The 13453-nt window shown below is 64.8% G+C and carries 12 protein-coding genes and 1 tRNA gene; 7 read left to right on the forward strand and 6 right to left on the reverse strand.

The window, feature by feature from the left end; genetic code table 11:
• Positions 1 to 78 precede the first annotated feature (78 nt).
• Positions 79 to 153: transfer RNA gene (locus RN01_RS17135), tRNA-Arg, on the reverse strand.
• Positions 154 to 262: 109 nt separating this feature from the next.
• On the opposite strand from RN01_RS17135, the gene RN01_RS17140 reads away from it, so the two are divergent.
• Positions 263 to 1033, forward strand: coding sequence for a PP2C family serine/threonine-protein phosphatase (locus RN01_RS17140; RefSeq protein WP_017513375.1), 771 nt, complete (start codon positions 263 to 265; stop codon positions 1031 to 1033).
• A gap of 819 nt (positions 1034 to 1852) precedes the next feature.
• On the forward strand, positions 1853 to 3784 hold the full coding sequence (locus RN01_RS17145; RefSeq protein WP_017513377.1) for a DEAD/DEAH box helicase: 1932 nt from the start codon (positions 1853 to 1855) through the stop codon (positions 3782 to 3784).
• A 76-nt stretch (positions 3785 to 3860) separates the two neighbouring features.
• Here RN01_RS17145 and RN01_RS17150 read toward each other — a convergent pair whose 3' ends face one another.
• Positions 3861 to 5117 (reverse strand): ergothioneine biosynthesis protein EgtB, encoded by a 1257-nt coding sequence (locus tag RN01_RS17150; protein WP_017513378.1) that lies wholly within the window; start codon positions 5115 to 5117, stop codon positions 3861 to 3863.
• 130 nt (positions 5118 to 5247) lie between these two features.
• The gene (egtD, locus tag RN01_RS17155) at positions 5248 to 6336 is read right to left on the reverse strand and encodes an L-histidine N(alpha)-methyltransferase (protein WP_017513379.1); all 1089 of its coding nucleotides are present in this window, start codon (positions 6334 to 6336) and stop codon (positions 5248 to 5250) included.
• Between the two features lie 570 nt (positions 6337 to 6906).
• Here egtD and RN01_RS17160 point away from each other — a divergent pair.
• From RN01_RS17160 to RN01_RS17170, 3 genes are all read left to right on the forward strand, one after another.
• Positions 6907 to 7605 carry a TerC family protein gene (locus RN01_RS17160; RefSeq protein ID WP_011517147.1) on the forward strand — a complete coding sequence of 233 codons (699 nt, stop codon included), beginning with the start codon at positions 6907 to 6909 and terminating at the stop codon, positions 7603 to 7605.
• Between the two features lie 107 nt (positions 7606 to 7712).
• Positions 7713 to 8507: a thymidylate synthase gene (locus tag RN01_RS17165; protein WP_017513866.1), complete on the forward strand. Its 795-nt coding sequence runs from the start codon at positions 7713 to 7715 to the stop codon at positions 8505 to 8507.
• Positions 8504 to 9004, forward strand: a complete 501-nt coding sequence (locus RN01_RS17170; RefSeq protein WP_017513867.1) for a dihydrofolate reductase — start codon at positions 8504 to 8506, stop codon at positions 9002 to 9004. Before RN01_RS17165 ends, RN01_RS17170 begins: the two co-directional genes overlap by 4 nt.
• 98 nt (positions 9005 to 9102) lie before the next feature.
• On the opposite strand, the gene pmbA is transcribed toward RN01_RS17170, so the two are convergent.
• Positions 9103 to 10470: a metalloprotease PmbA gene (gene pmbA, locus RN01_RS17175; protein ID WP_017513868.1), complete on the reverse strand. Its 1368-nt coding sequence runs from the start codon at positions 10468 to 10470 to the stop codon at positions 9103 to 9105.
• 57 nt (positions 10471 to 10527) lie between these two features.
• Here pmbA and yjgA point away from each other — a divergent pair, with 57 nt between their 5' ends.
• Together yjgA and mog are read left to right on the forward strand one after the other, a co-directional pair.
• Positions 10528 to 11127, forward strand: a complete 600-nt coding sequence (yjgA, locus tag RN01_RS17180; RefSeq protein WP_017513869.1) for a ribosome biogenesis factor YjgA — start codon at positions 10528 to 10530, stop codon at positions 11125 to 11127.
• Positions 11124 to 11774, forward strand: a complete 651-nt coding sequence (mog, locus tag RN01_RS17185) for a molybdopterin adenylyltransferase (protein ID WP_008649931.1) — start codon at positions 11124 to 11126, stop codon at positions 11772 to 11774. Before yjgA ends, mog begins: the two co-directional genes overlap by 4 nt.
• Positions 11775 to 11831: 57 nt before the next feature.
• On the opposite strand, the gene RN01_RS17190 is transcribed toward mog, so the two are convergent.
• Both RN01_RS17190 and orn read right to left on the reverse strand, forming a co-directional pair.
• On the reverse strand, positions 11832 to 12713 hold the full coding sequence (locus RN01_RS17190) for an AEC family transporter (protein WP_008649930.1): 882 nt from the start codon (positions 12711 to 12713) through the stop codon (positions 11832 to 11834).
• A gap of 73 nt (positions 12714 to 12786) precedes the next feature.
• A complete protein-coding gene (gene orn / locus RN01_RS17195) occupies positions 12787 to 13404 on the reverse strand; it encodes an oligoribonuclease (RefSeq protein WP_024569938.1) in 618 nt (205 codons plus the stop codon).
• Positions 13405 to 13453 lie beyond the last annotated feature (49 nt).

Genomic DNA, 13453 nt, shown 5'->3' on the forward strand with positions numbered 1-13453 from the left:
TCGCGAACGTCGAAACGCTGGAAATGGCTGTATTTACTTAGGTTGGAGAACTTCAGAGGACAGCGGTGAACTTCATTATGGTCCCGCCGACAGGAATCGAACCTGTATCTAGCGCTTAGGAGGCGCTCGTTCTATCCATTGAACTACGGCGAGCGGACCGTCTGCCTGGGGCTCGCGCCGCATCGGGGCAGGCGAGCCAAAAGACGGGGCGCAGTATAGCAAACTCGGGCGCAGGATCGGCGCCAGCCGCTATGCTGGACATATGGAGAACACAACAGAGTTCCAGTGGGAATCCGCCGCCCACACGGATGTTGGACTCGCGCGGGCGCGCAATGAGGACGCGTGGCTCGCCACGCCCGGCCTCTGGGTAGTGGCCGATGGCATGGGCGGCCACGCACTTGGCGATTTCGCCAGCCGCTCGATCGTGGAGGCGCTAACGACGCTATCGCTGCCCGGCGATCTCGATCAGGCCATCGACGATACCCGCGCTGTCATCCTCGGCGTCAATCAGTTGCTGATGGATGAAGCGCGGCAGGCGCAGGTACGCGTGACCGGCAGCACGGTGGTAGCGCTGCTCGCGCGCGGGCATCAATGCGCCTGTCTCTGGGCGGGCGACAGCCGGCTCTACCTGCTCCGCGACAACCATCTGCAACAGCTCACGCGCGACCACAGTCACGTGGAGCAATTGCGCGCGCGTGGCCTTATCACCGCCGAGGAAGCGAAACACCATCCCGCGCACAACGCGATCACACGCGCCGTGGGGGCCGCCGCCACGCTTGACCTTGAAACGCTCACGCTGGACGTCCGGGACGGCGACATGTTCCTGCTCTGCAGCGATGGCCTCTACAACGACGTCGACGATACAGACATCGCCTCGGTGCTGGCCTCCGGGGATTGCCGGCACGCGGCGGATGAACTGCTGAGACTGGCGCTGGCGCACGGCGGTCAGGACAACGTCACAGTGGTGGTAATCCGGGCCATCGAAGCTGACGGCAGCTCGGAATCGTCCTCGTCGCCGGACACCACGGGCTGACCCACCAAGCCTGGCCCAGCGCGAGGACGCCCACCACACACGCGCCACAAATAGAAAGCCCGCCAACTGAGTGGCGGGCTTGGGTTGCGGACGGGCCCGGACCTCCTGGGTCTGCGTCGCCGGCAATTCCGGTCATTCCTGTGCCAAGCATGTTTCCCGTGATTCCGCCCATGACGCGGACGTCCATCCGGACCACCCGGACAGTCGAAGAAAACCTGGCAATGGCAACAATGACCGCAATGCCGGGGGCGAGTGGCAAGCCAACCTTGCCAAAGGCAGGATCAGCGGGACATGTCGTCGTCCGCCCCGTACGAGCATTGATGCTCGCGCTCTGGAGTATAGGCAGCAAGGCCGGACATGCAAGCCATGTGCGCGATACATCCCGTTACCTTTTCGGACTTTTCGCACCGCAACAAAATATTCGGTGTTCTGCTATACTTCGCGCCGTGAGTTTCGCACTGTGAGTTCCGCAACTCGCCCGGCTTTCAACGCTGTGGCGTATCCGCTACCTCCCAAGCTCTGCTCCCTGCCTCTGTCATATTCTCGGAAGTATCGCTGACAGGTGCCTGGCCAGAACGCACCACTCACCTGACGCTGCCTCGTCTCCGATCCTGAAGAACAGCCCGATTGTTAGCTGTTTGCCTGCCAGGGTTCCGGTTGGTTTCTCGATAACCAGTCGCCCCTGCCTGCCGCCGTTTTGCCAGCTGAGTCTGTCGAACGGCCCACCGATTGGCGCCGAAGCCTTTTTAAGACTTTGCACTGCGCCCACCCCTTCGCGCACATCTGCCAGGGGTGCCATGCATTTTTAAGACGTACGACATGACCCAGCACGATTTCCGTGCGGAGCAGCCTATTGCCTCCGCCACCGACGCATTCGCCACGCCCGCCGATACCGCCAGCCCGCTCGACAAGCTCGACGCCATGCTGAACGCTGACGCCGCACCGGCCGTGGAAGCCTCGGAAAACGGCTTCGCAAAACTCGGCCTCGACGCCGCTATCCTGCGCGCACTGGCCGAAGCCAACTACAACACACCTACACCAGTGCAGGCGCAGGCCATCCCCGCCTTCCTGGCTGGCCGCGACCTCCTGGTTTCCAGCCAGACCGGCTCGGGCAAGACCGCCGCGTTCATGCTGCCCGCAATCCAGCGCATCAGCGAAAAGCCTGCCACGCATCGTCCGACCGAACCGGCCAAGCGCATGAAGGGCAAGCGCCCCCGTCCGTCTCCGGCCCAGCCGTCGCTGCTGGTGCTGACGCCGACGCGTGAACTGGCCCTGCAGGTAACCGAAGCCGCCGCCAAGTATGGCCGCCATCTGCGCCGTATCGTCTGCGCCAGCATCCTGGGCGGTATGCCCTACCCGAAGCAACTGGCCATGCTGGCCCGTATGCCGGACATCCTCGTGGCCACGCCGGGCCGCCTGCTCGACCATATCGAAGCTGGCCGCATTGACCTGTCCGCGCTGGAAATGCTGGTGTTCGATGAAGCCGACCGTATGCTCGACATGGGCTTCGCCGACGACATCGACGCCATCGTCGCCGCCACGCCGGCATCGCGCCAGACGCTGATGTTCTCGGCCACGCTCGACGCCCGCATCGCCCAACTGGCCTCGCGCCAGCTCCGCGACCCGCAGCGCATCGAGATCGCCGCCGCGCGCGCCGACCACAGCAACATCGAACAGCGCCTGCACTTCACCGACGACATGTCGCACAAGGAGCGCCTGCTCGACCACCTGCTGCGCGATGCATCGCTCAAGCAAGCCATCGTCTTCACCGCGACCAAGCGCGATGCCGATTCGCTGGCCGAGCGCCTGTCGGACACCGGCTTCTCCGCCGGCGCGCTGCATGGCGACATGACCCAGGGTGCGCGTAACCGCACGCTGACGGCCCTGCGCCGTGGCAACCTGCGCGTGCTGGTGGCCACCGACGTGGCCGCGCGCGGCATCGACGTGCCCGACATTACCCACGTGGTGAACTTCGACCTGCCCAAGCAGGCGGAAGACTACGTGCACCGCATTGGCCGTACCGGCCGTGCCGGTCGCTCGGGTGTGGCGATCAACCTCGTGAACCACGGTGACATGTTCCAGTGGCGCCGTATCGAGCGCTTCACGAACAACCGCATCGACGCCTCGGTGATCGAAGGCTTCGAACCGCGTCGCTCGCCGAAGCCGCGCTCGAACTTCGGCGGCAAGCCGGGCGGCCGCGACGGCTTCCGCGGCAACGGTGGCACCGGTGGCGGCTATCGCGGCAACAACGGCGGCGGTGGCTATCGCGGCAACCGCGAAGGTAGCGGCGACCGCAACTTCGGCGAGCGCCGATTCAGCAGCGACAACCGTGGCTTCGGCGATCGCGCCCCGCGTCCGTTCGGCGACGACAACCGTGGTGGCTTCGGCGATCGTGGCGAGCGTGGTTTCGGCGACCGTAGCAATGGCAATAGCAATAGCAATGGCGGCTACCGTGGCCAGGGCCAAGGTCAAGGCCAGGGTCAAGGCCAAGCTCAGCAGCGCAGCTTTGGTGGCGAACGCAGCTTCGGCAACCGCGACTTCGCGCAGCGCGATGGCAACCGTGACGCCGCGCAACGTGACGGTAACCGCAGCTTTGGCGGCAACCGTGACGGCCAGCGCGACGGCAACCGCAGCTTCGGTGACCGTAGCTTTGGCGATCGCAGCTTCGGCGACCGCAAGTTCGGTGATCGCGGTGGCGACCGCGCCGGCTTCGGCGGCCAGCGCAACAGCCGCTCGCGTTACGAGCGATAAATAAAAAAGGCACCTTCGGGTGCCTTTTTTTATGCTGCCGGCTTGCGAGCGACGAGCGCGAGCCGCTGATGTACCCTCACACCGCGCACGTCCTGAATCCGACGAATGAGACATCGTCCTCGGGCAGCAGCGCGGTTCGCGCGCGCGTATGGCGCAGTCGCGCAGGGCTCGCAAACGACACGCCTCGCACCACCTGATGGGTGCCGAAGCGGCCGACGATCTCGCCGTCCGTCGGCTCCGCGCTGAAGCCCAGATAGGGCTCGTATGGCGTGGCGGTCCATTCGCGCAGCGCGCCCCACTGGAGTCCGCGATTCTGCGTGGCCGCCAGTTCCCATTCGATTTCTTGCGGCAGGCGGCGGCCCGCCCACACGCACCATGCCTGCGCCTCGAACAGGGTCACGTGCCGCACCGGCTCATCAGGGTTGAGTGTGCGCTCGGCTCCGAAGCGCGATACCACCCAGCTTCGCGTCACCGCATGGCGAGACCAGTAGCGCGGCGCGGACCGCTCCTGCATCATCAGCCACTGGCGGCCCGCCGCGGACCAGTACGCAGGATGCTCATAGCCACCGTCCTCGACGAACTCGAGGTATTGCGCGTTGGAGACCAATGCAGCATCCATCTCGAACGCCGGCACATAGACCTTCTGGGGCGGCAGTTCATCGGGCCATGCGAAACCATCGGCATCGCTCCAGCCTTGCGTGAAGTTTCCGCCCGGAAAATGCAGCGCGTCGTTGTGAGAGACCGATGCCGCCGGGCCCACGGACGCCGGCTCGGCCGGCGCTACGCCCAATGATTGCAACAACGCTGCGATGGTCTCCCCCTGCACGTCCTCGTGGTACAGCGCGCGGCGGAACGGGTACAGCGTAGCGTCATCGTCGTCGGCCAGCAGCGCGATGCGGCGCAGCAATCCATCCAGTACTTGGGCCGCGTACTGCTTGACGCGCGATACATCGGGCAGCGCGATTTCCCAGCGCTCGTCCGGACCGATGCGCTCGGGATCGAACCACTCGTCAGCACCATCAAGCAAGGATGGCTCGCTGGCCACCGGCAGGCGGATACCGCCCTGCTCCAGATGGCGCACACCGCGCAGACACCACCACTCGGCGTGCCAGGCGACGTGACCCAGCGTCCACAGCGGCGGGTTGCAATCGTACTGACGCGGGACGGTCCAGCCACGGCGTGTCTGTCCGAACGCACCCAGCCACGCCAGCGTGCGGTTGCGCGATTCCACGAGCGCCTGCGCCAGCCCCTCGCGCGGCAGGCGCCGCGCATCGGGCCACGCTGCCTTGCCGCCGGTGAAGTGAAGATCGGGAAGCATGGAGAAGCCGCTCATCGCAAGGTCCGTGACTGAGGGTGAAAGAAAAGCCGGACACGCCGGCTGCGCGCATTATGACACCGGCGAGCCGGTGCCATTTTCCGCGCGCCCTATCCCCCTGCCGGCGCCGCGGCTTCTCCGCTGGCGCTCAGCCGCGCGCGTGGAAAACGGCGAACCATCCGCGTGGGTCGGTCCAGCTTACGGGGTCGGTGAAACCAGCCGATTCCAGCAGGATCGCGAAATCCTCGGGCCGATACTTGTGCGAGTCCTCGGTATGGATCCGCTCCCCTTCGGCAAAGTTGCGTTCACCATCAGGCCAGCGAACCGTCACCGCGCGCTCGGCCTCGAGGTGCATCTGGATGCGGGATGCCTGCTGATCGAACGATGCCACGTGGCGCCAGTCCTCGAGCGCGAAGTCGCTGCCCAGGATCCGGTTCACATTGCGCAGCACATTGCGATTGAACGCGGCCGTGACACCAAGGGCATCGTCATAAGCCGCGACCAGCGTATCCGCGTCCTTGTAGAGGTCCACGCCAATCAGCACGCCATCGCCATGGCCCGTCACCGCGCGCAGCCGCTGCAGTAGCGCCAGCGCGTCGATCGGTGTGAAATTGCCGATGCTGGAACCCGGGTAGAACAGCAACCGGCGGCCCCGCCTGACGTTGGATGGCAGGTCCAGTGGCCCGCACAGATCCGTGCCCAGGCCGAGCATTGGAATATGCGGATGCTGTTGCTGCAACCCGGACAGGGTGCCACGCAGGAAATCCACCGAGATATCGAGCGCGACGTACTGGGCCGGCTGCAGGCTCGGGAAAAGCCGGGCGGCCTTCTCGCAGTTGCCGGCGCCGAGGTCGATCAGCACGCAACCGCTGCCGGCACGCGCCGCGATCGCCGGGGCGACGCTGGCGAAGATCGACGCCTCGGTGCGCGTCGGGTAGTACTCCGGCAAGTCGGTGATGGCCTCGAACAGGCGCGAGCCGAGCACATCGTAGAAGAACTTCGGGCTGATGCCCGCCTGCGACCGGAGCAATCCGGCGACGATCTCGGCGCGCAGCGCGTCACTGTTCTCGTGATACTGCTGAATGAACTCCGGCCTGAGCGCGGCATGGGCGCCGTTCGCCACGATCAGGCGTGGCGTCGGGTCCTGCGCGTGTTCGGGAGCGGAATGGTGGTTGGCGTGGTGGAGAGACTGAGGCTGGGGGCGAGACGGGTTCAGTGGTGTCGTAACAGCCGGCATGACGTTTCCTTATTGTCGATGGGCACTACGTGAATCCCTCAAAGACCGCATGGCACGTCGGGCACACGGTTGGCGTGGGGTGCGCTCCTGTCGTGTCTGGTGCACACCGACCGACCGCCAATCCAACAAGCATAGGCGCATATGCATCTGCGTGCGTCATGCATTGCATGGCCCGGCAGCCCCGCTTCTGCCCACACATCTTGTCCATACATTCAGACACATTGTCGGTCACGCAACATTTTTCCTGCAGCTTCGGTATAATCGCGCCCAACGCAAAACGCCGGAGCATCCGGTGTCAGCGTCCCTTCCAAAGGGAAGTTAAAGGGGAGTAGCTTGGGGGCCCATGCCCTTAGCACAATCGTCATTCCGAGGCGCTGACCCGTCTCCGGTTGTGCTGACCCTGGTGCGCATACCGTACCAGCGTGTCGAGCAAGACCTTTGCAACCTGGTGTTACGGTTTGCAAAGGCAGTCCCGCCCTCGTCGGCAACTTCCGTCGCTCCGTAATCCCAGGTGTCAAAAAAACTTGCTGGCCCGACCGGCCCGCAGCAATTTGCACTTGAGGAGCCTACATGGAGTGGTTTACCGATCTGTTCACGATGCAGTTCCTGACAGCGCTGCTGTCGATCGTCGTCATCGACCTGGTACTCGCCGGCGACAACGCCATCGTGATCGCCCTGGCGGCGCGTAACCTGCCGCCGCACCTGCAAAAGAAAGCCATCGTCTGGGGCACCATCGGTGCCGTGGTCGTGCGTTCGGCGATGACCATCGGCGTGGTCTGGCTGCTGAAGATCCCCGGCCTGCTGCTGGTGGGTGGCCTGGCGCTGGTCTGGATTGCCTACAAGCTCCTGGCGGCCGAGGAAGACGGTGACGAGCACGGCAGCGGTGCCAGCACGCTGGTGGGCGCGATGAAGACGATCATCATCGCCGACGCGGTCATGGGCGTGGACAACGTGCTGGCCGTCGCCGGCGCCGCCCACGGCAGCTTCCTGCTGGTGGTGCTGGGTCTGCTGATCAGTATTCCGATCGTGGTCTGGGGCTCGAGCCTGGTGCTCAAGCTGATGGCACGCTTCCCGTCCATCATCTACGTGGGTGCCGGCGTGCTGGCCTTCACGGCTGTGAAGATGATCCTGGGCGAGCCGATCACCAAGCCGTTCTTCGAGGCGCAACCCATCATCAAGTGGGCGCTGTACCTGGTGATCGTCGGCGGCGTGCTGGGCGCCGGCTACCTGACGCAGAAGCGCCGGGAGCCGTCCACCCAAGCCAACTGACACCCCGCGTCTGACGCAGAAAGCCGCCTTCGGGCGGCTTTCTGCTTTCAGGCTAAAATCCCCGCTTGCGGCCCGCGCGCCGACGTCACTTCCCACTTCCTGTTCCGATGAAACAGTACCTCGACTTCATGCGCCATGTGTACGAGCATGGCACCGAAAAGTCCGACCGCACCGGCACCGGTACGCGCTCGGTCTTCGGCTACCAGATGCGCTTCGACCTGAACGAGGGCTTTCCCGTCGTCACCACGAAAAAGCTGCACCTGAAGTCGATCATCCATGAACTGCTGTGGTTCCTGCAGGGCTCGACCAACATCAAGTACCTGAAGGAAAACGGCGTCACCATCTGGGACGAATGGGCCGATGCCAACGGCGAACTGGGCCCGATCTACGGCTACCAGTGGCGCGCATGGCCGACGCCGGACGGTCGCCATATCGACCAGATCACCGAGGTCGTGCGGCAGATCCGCGACAACCCCGATTCGCGCCGGCTGATCGTATCGGCCTGGAACGTGGGCGAGATCCCGCAGATGAAACTGCCGCCCTGCCACGCGTTCTTCCAGTTCTACGTGGCCGATGGCAAGTTGTCCTGCCAGCTCTACCAGCGCAGCGCCGACATCTTCCTCGGCGTGCCGTTCAACATCGCCAGCTACGCGCTGCTGACGCACATGATCGCGCAGCAATGCGACCTGGGCGTGGGCGACTTCGTGTGGACCGGTGGCGACTGCCACATCTACAGCAACCACTTCGAACAGGTGGCAACGCAGCTTTCGCGCGAGCCGATGAAGCTGCCGACGCTGCGCATCAAACGTCGTCCCGACAGCATCTTCGACTACAAGTACGACGATTTCGAGCTGGTCGGCTATGAGTCGCACCCCGCGATCAAGGCGCCGGTGGCCGTATGACGCTGCTGACACTGATCGTCGCGCGCGCGCGCAACGGCGTGATCGGCCGCGACAACACCTTGCCGTGGCGCCTGCCGGAAGACTTGCAGCATTTCAAGCGCACGACCATGGGCGCGCCGATCATCATGGGTCGCAAGACCTGGGATTCGATCGGCCGGCCGCTGCCGGGGCGCCGCAATATCGTGGTGAGCCGCAACCGCGACCTGCATATCGAGGGCGCCGATGTGGTGGGATCGATCGAGGATGCGCAACGGCTGTGCATAGGTGTGGAACAGGTATTCCTGATCGGCGGCGCGCAACTCTATGTGGAGGCACTGCCGAGCGCCGATCGCCTGATCGTCACGGAAATCGACGCGGATGTGGAAGGCGATGCGTTCTTCCCGGCCGTGGACCGCACGACATGGGTCGAGACCGCGCGTGAGGTCCACCATTCGGAAACGAATGGCTTCGACTATGCATTCGTGACGTACGAACGGCCGGCGTCCGGGGAAGAATAAAAAAGGGCGGCGCAAACGGGTTCACCCGCTTGCGCCGCCCTTCGTCGTCCCTGATCGGCCCTTGTCGTCTCTCCCGTTCGGAAGAGACGCACAAACCATCAGTTCCCGGCGATCGTCATCTGCTCGATCAGGATCGAGCCAGTCTCCTTGGTGCCACGCACCAGCGCATCGGCACCAACGGCAACGATCTGGCGCAGCATCTCGACCATGTTGCCGGCAATCGTGATTTCCTCCACCGGATACTGGATCACGCCGTTTTCGACCCAGTAGCCCGAGGCGCCGCGCGAATAGTCGCCGGTCACGTAGTTCACGCCCTGCCCCATCAGCTCGGTCACCAGCAGACCGGTGCCCATCTTCTTCAGCATCCCGACGAAATCATCGCCCGCTTGCGTCTGCGAGCTGGTCAGCGTGAGGTTGTGCGAGCCGCCCGCGTTGCCGGTAGTCTTCATGCCGAGCTTGCGTGCCGAGTACGTCGACAGGAAGTAGCCCTGCACCACGCCGTCGCGCACCACGTCGCGCTCGTGCGTGCGCACGCCCTCTTCGTCGAACGGCGCGCTGCCCATCGCGCCCGGCACGTGCGGCCGTTCGTAAACCTGGATGTGCGGCGCGAAAACTTCCTTGCCCAGCGTGTCATACAGGAAGGTCGACTTGCGATACAACGCGCCACCCGACACCGCCTGCACGAACGCGCCCAGCAGGCCGGCAGCCAGTGGCGCCTCGAACAGCACCGGGCACTTGCGCGTGGACAGCTTGCGGGCGTTCAGGCGGGCCAGCGCGCGCTCCGCCGCATAGCGGCCAATTGCTTCCGGCTCAGCCAGCGCTCCGGGAGCGCGCTTCGACGAATACCAGTCATCCCGCTGCATGCCACCGCCCGAACCGGCGATTGGCGCACACGAGATGAAGTGGCGCGAGTAGGGATAGCCGCCCGAGAAGCCACGCGACGTGGCCAGCACAAACTGCGAGTGCTGGGCCGACACGCTCGCGCCGTCGCTGTTGCGAATCTTCGGCGAGACGGCGAAAGCCGCTGCTTCGGAGCGGCGGGCAATGTCGATCGCGCCTTCGGCATCGATGGTCCACGGGTGGAACAGGTCCAGATCCTGGGGGTCGCGCTCCAGCAATTCTTCCTCGGCCAGGCCGGCGCAGTCATCCTCGGCCGTGAAACGGGCGATGTTGTACGCGGCTTCGGCCGTGGCGCGCAGCGCGGCGGCCGAAAAATCCGACGTGCTGGCATTGCCGCGGCGCTTGCCGATCATCACCGTCACACCCACCACCTTGTCGCGGTTCTGCTCGATGGTTTCCACCTCGCCCTTGCGCACCGACACCGACAGGCCGCTGCCCTCGGAAATCTCGGTGGCGGCATCCGTCGCGCCTAGCTCGCGTGCCACACGCAGCACATCGGCCGCCATGGCCTTGAGCTGGTCCTGGGTGTAGGTGAAATGCGCGGTCTGTTCAGCGGTCTGGCTCATATGGGCGGGCGTGATCAAAAGTCCAAACGGGAATCATAGCAAGATAAAATGCCGCCCATGACGCGAAATACCCGTAACAATCCCAATGGCCGATTCCCGGGCGCCTTTGCCCCGGAGGACGAGGACGACCTGCCCAAGAGCAAGTCCCAGCGCAAGCGCGATATGACGGCGCTGCAGGACATCGGCGCCGAGCTGGAGTCCCTGCCCAAGGACAGGCTGGCGCGCGTGCCCATGCCCGAGGCGCTGGCCGACGCGATCCACGCGGCCCGCAAGATCACGAGCCACGAAGGCAAGCGCCGCCAGATGCAGTTCGTCGGCAAGGTCATGCGTGGCCTGGACGACGACGAAATTGCCACCATCCGGGCGGCTCTGGAAGGCTTCAAGGGCACCAGCAAGGCCGAAACGGCCCGGATGCACCTGATCGAGCGCTGGCGCGAGTTGCTGCTGGCCGACGACGACGCGCTGACCAAGTTCCTTGGCGAGCACCCAAGCGTGGACGTGCAATCGGTACGCAACATCATCCGCAATGCCCGCAAGGAAAAGGAACTGGCCAAGCCGCCAAAGTACTTCCGCGAGTTGTTCCAGGCCATCAAGACCGCACTGGAAGCGAAGGACGCCGACGCGGCCCCAGACAACGCACCGGAGCCCGAAGCATGAACCCGCAGACCCCACTGACATCGCCCGTCGCCCGCAAGAGCCCAGACGAGCTGGTGGTCGGCTTTGTGTCGATTTCCGACCGGGCATCGTCCGGCACGTACCAGGACGAAGGCATCCCCGCGCTGCGCGACTGGTTCGGCAAGACGCTGACCACGCCGTGGCAGTCTGTGGAACGGCTGATCCCCGACGAGCAGGCGCAGATTTCGCGCACGCTGATCGAGCTGGTGGACGTGGCTGGCTGTGACCTGGTGCTGACCACCGGCGGCACCGGCCCAGCCCGCCGCGACGTGACGCCGGAAGCCACGCTGGCCGTCGGCACCAAGGAAATGCCGGGTTTCGGCGAGCAGATGCGCCAGGTCAGCCTGCATTTCGTGCCGACCGCGATTTTGTCGCGCCAGGTGGCCGTGATTCGCGAAACGCCGAGCCGCGCCGCGCTGATCGTGAACCTGCCCGGCCAGCCGCGCGCCATCCGCGAGACGCTGGAAGGCCTGCGCGATGCCGATGGCAAGTCGATCGTTCAGGGGGTGTTCGCGGCCATGCCGTATTGCATCGACCTGATCGGCGGACCGTACATCGAGACCGATGAAGCGGTGGTCAAGGCCTGGCGGCCGAAGAACGCCGTGCGGGCGAAGCCGGCATCGGCTTGAGGTTTGATGTTTTCTCCCCACACCCGCCCGGCGGGAGCGGGGAGAAGACTGAAAGGTTCACTTCAAACCCAGGTACAGCCCGATCGGCACGAATACCACCGCCGCGATATTGCCGAGCAGCACGATCGACGCCACCTGATCCGGCTCCTGCCGGAAGTGGTCGGCCACCAGGAAGTTCAGCACTGCCGGCGGCAGTGCCGCGAAGACGAACAGCAGCCCGCGTTGCAGGTCGGTCATCGGCACCCACCAGGCCAGCCCCAGCGCCACGACGATCCCCGCCAGCGGGCAGACCGCTGCGCCCAGCACCCCCATCCCCCAATTGCGCAGACTGACGTCCTTCATGCGCACGCCGAGCGCGAACAGCATCAGCGGCACCGTGGCATCGCCCAGCAGCTTGATGGACTCGTAGACCGGCTCGGGCAAGGTGAAATAGGGCTTCGCCAGCGACAACGCCACACCGGCCACCGTGGCCAGCACCATCGGGTTGCGCGCGATCTGCGCCATCGATGCGTGCCGGTTGACGATCTTCATGCCGACCGTGAAATGCATCAGGTTCGATGCCGCGAACAGCGCCACGGCCGGCGCCAGGCCTGCCGGACCGAATGCGAACACCGACAGCGGCAGGCCCATGTTGCCGCAGTTGTTGAACATCATCGGCGGCACGAATGTGCGGGGATTGGCCCCGATCATCCGGGCCACGAGCCAGGCCAGCACCCCCGAGCCGATCACCACGGCCACCGCACAGGCCAGCAGGACAAGCTGGTCCGCCAGCACGAAGTCCTTGCTGATGAACGCCGACACCACAAGTAACGGCGCAATCACTTCCAGCGTCGCCCGGTTGATGCCGGTCATGTCCGGATGGGCACGGCGTCCGTAGAGCCAGCCAATCAGGATGATCAGGATGACCGGGGTGATGATCGAGACGATGCGCGTGAACATGGGCGGGGGCGACAGGGTGGCGCGGCGGAGGCCGCGCACCGGCCCGCCGCGTGGAGGTACTGCTCTTGAACGGTCAGGCTGCTGGTGCCTGGGGTGCCTCGGGCGCCTCGGGCGTGGCGGAAGCCGACGTCTTGATGAAATGCTGGCGGTAGTAGCGCAGTTCTTCCACCGATTCCAGGATGTCCGCCAGGGCCGTGTGAAGCTGGCGCTTGGTGAAACCCTTGTGGATTGCCGGCTCCCAGCGCTTGCAGAGTTCCTTGAGCGTCGAGACGTCCAGGTTGCGGTAGTGGAAGAACGACTCGAGCTTGGGCATGTAGCGCGCCATGAAGCGGCGGTCCTGGCAGATCGAATTACCGCACATCGGCGACTTGTTGGCCGGCACCCAGCGCTTCAGGAACGCCAGCAATTCGGCCTCGGCCTGGGCTTCGGTCAGCGTGGACGCCTTGACCTTGTCGATCAGGCCCGAGCGGCCGTGGGTACCCTTGTTCCAGTTGTCCATCGCGTCCAGCACGGCATCCGGCTGATGGATCACCAGCACCGGCCCTTCGGCCAGGATATTGAGTTCGGAGTCAGTGACCACTACCGCCACTTCGATAATCCGGTCGGTGTCCGGCTGCAGGCCGGTCATTTCCATGTCCAACCAGACGAGGTTGTTTTCACTTTTGACGGAGGATGCGGAAGGGCTTGTCATTCTGGCGGTACGGCTCGATATGGAGGTCGGATAAGAGCGCCCGACGAGT

The organism is Cupriavidus sp. SHE (assembly GCF_000812445.1).
GTDB classification, from domain to species: domain Bacteria; phylum Pseudomonadota; class Gammaproteobacteria; order Burkholderiales; family Burkholderiaceae; genus Cupriavidus; species Cupriavidus metallidurans.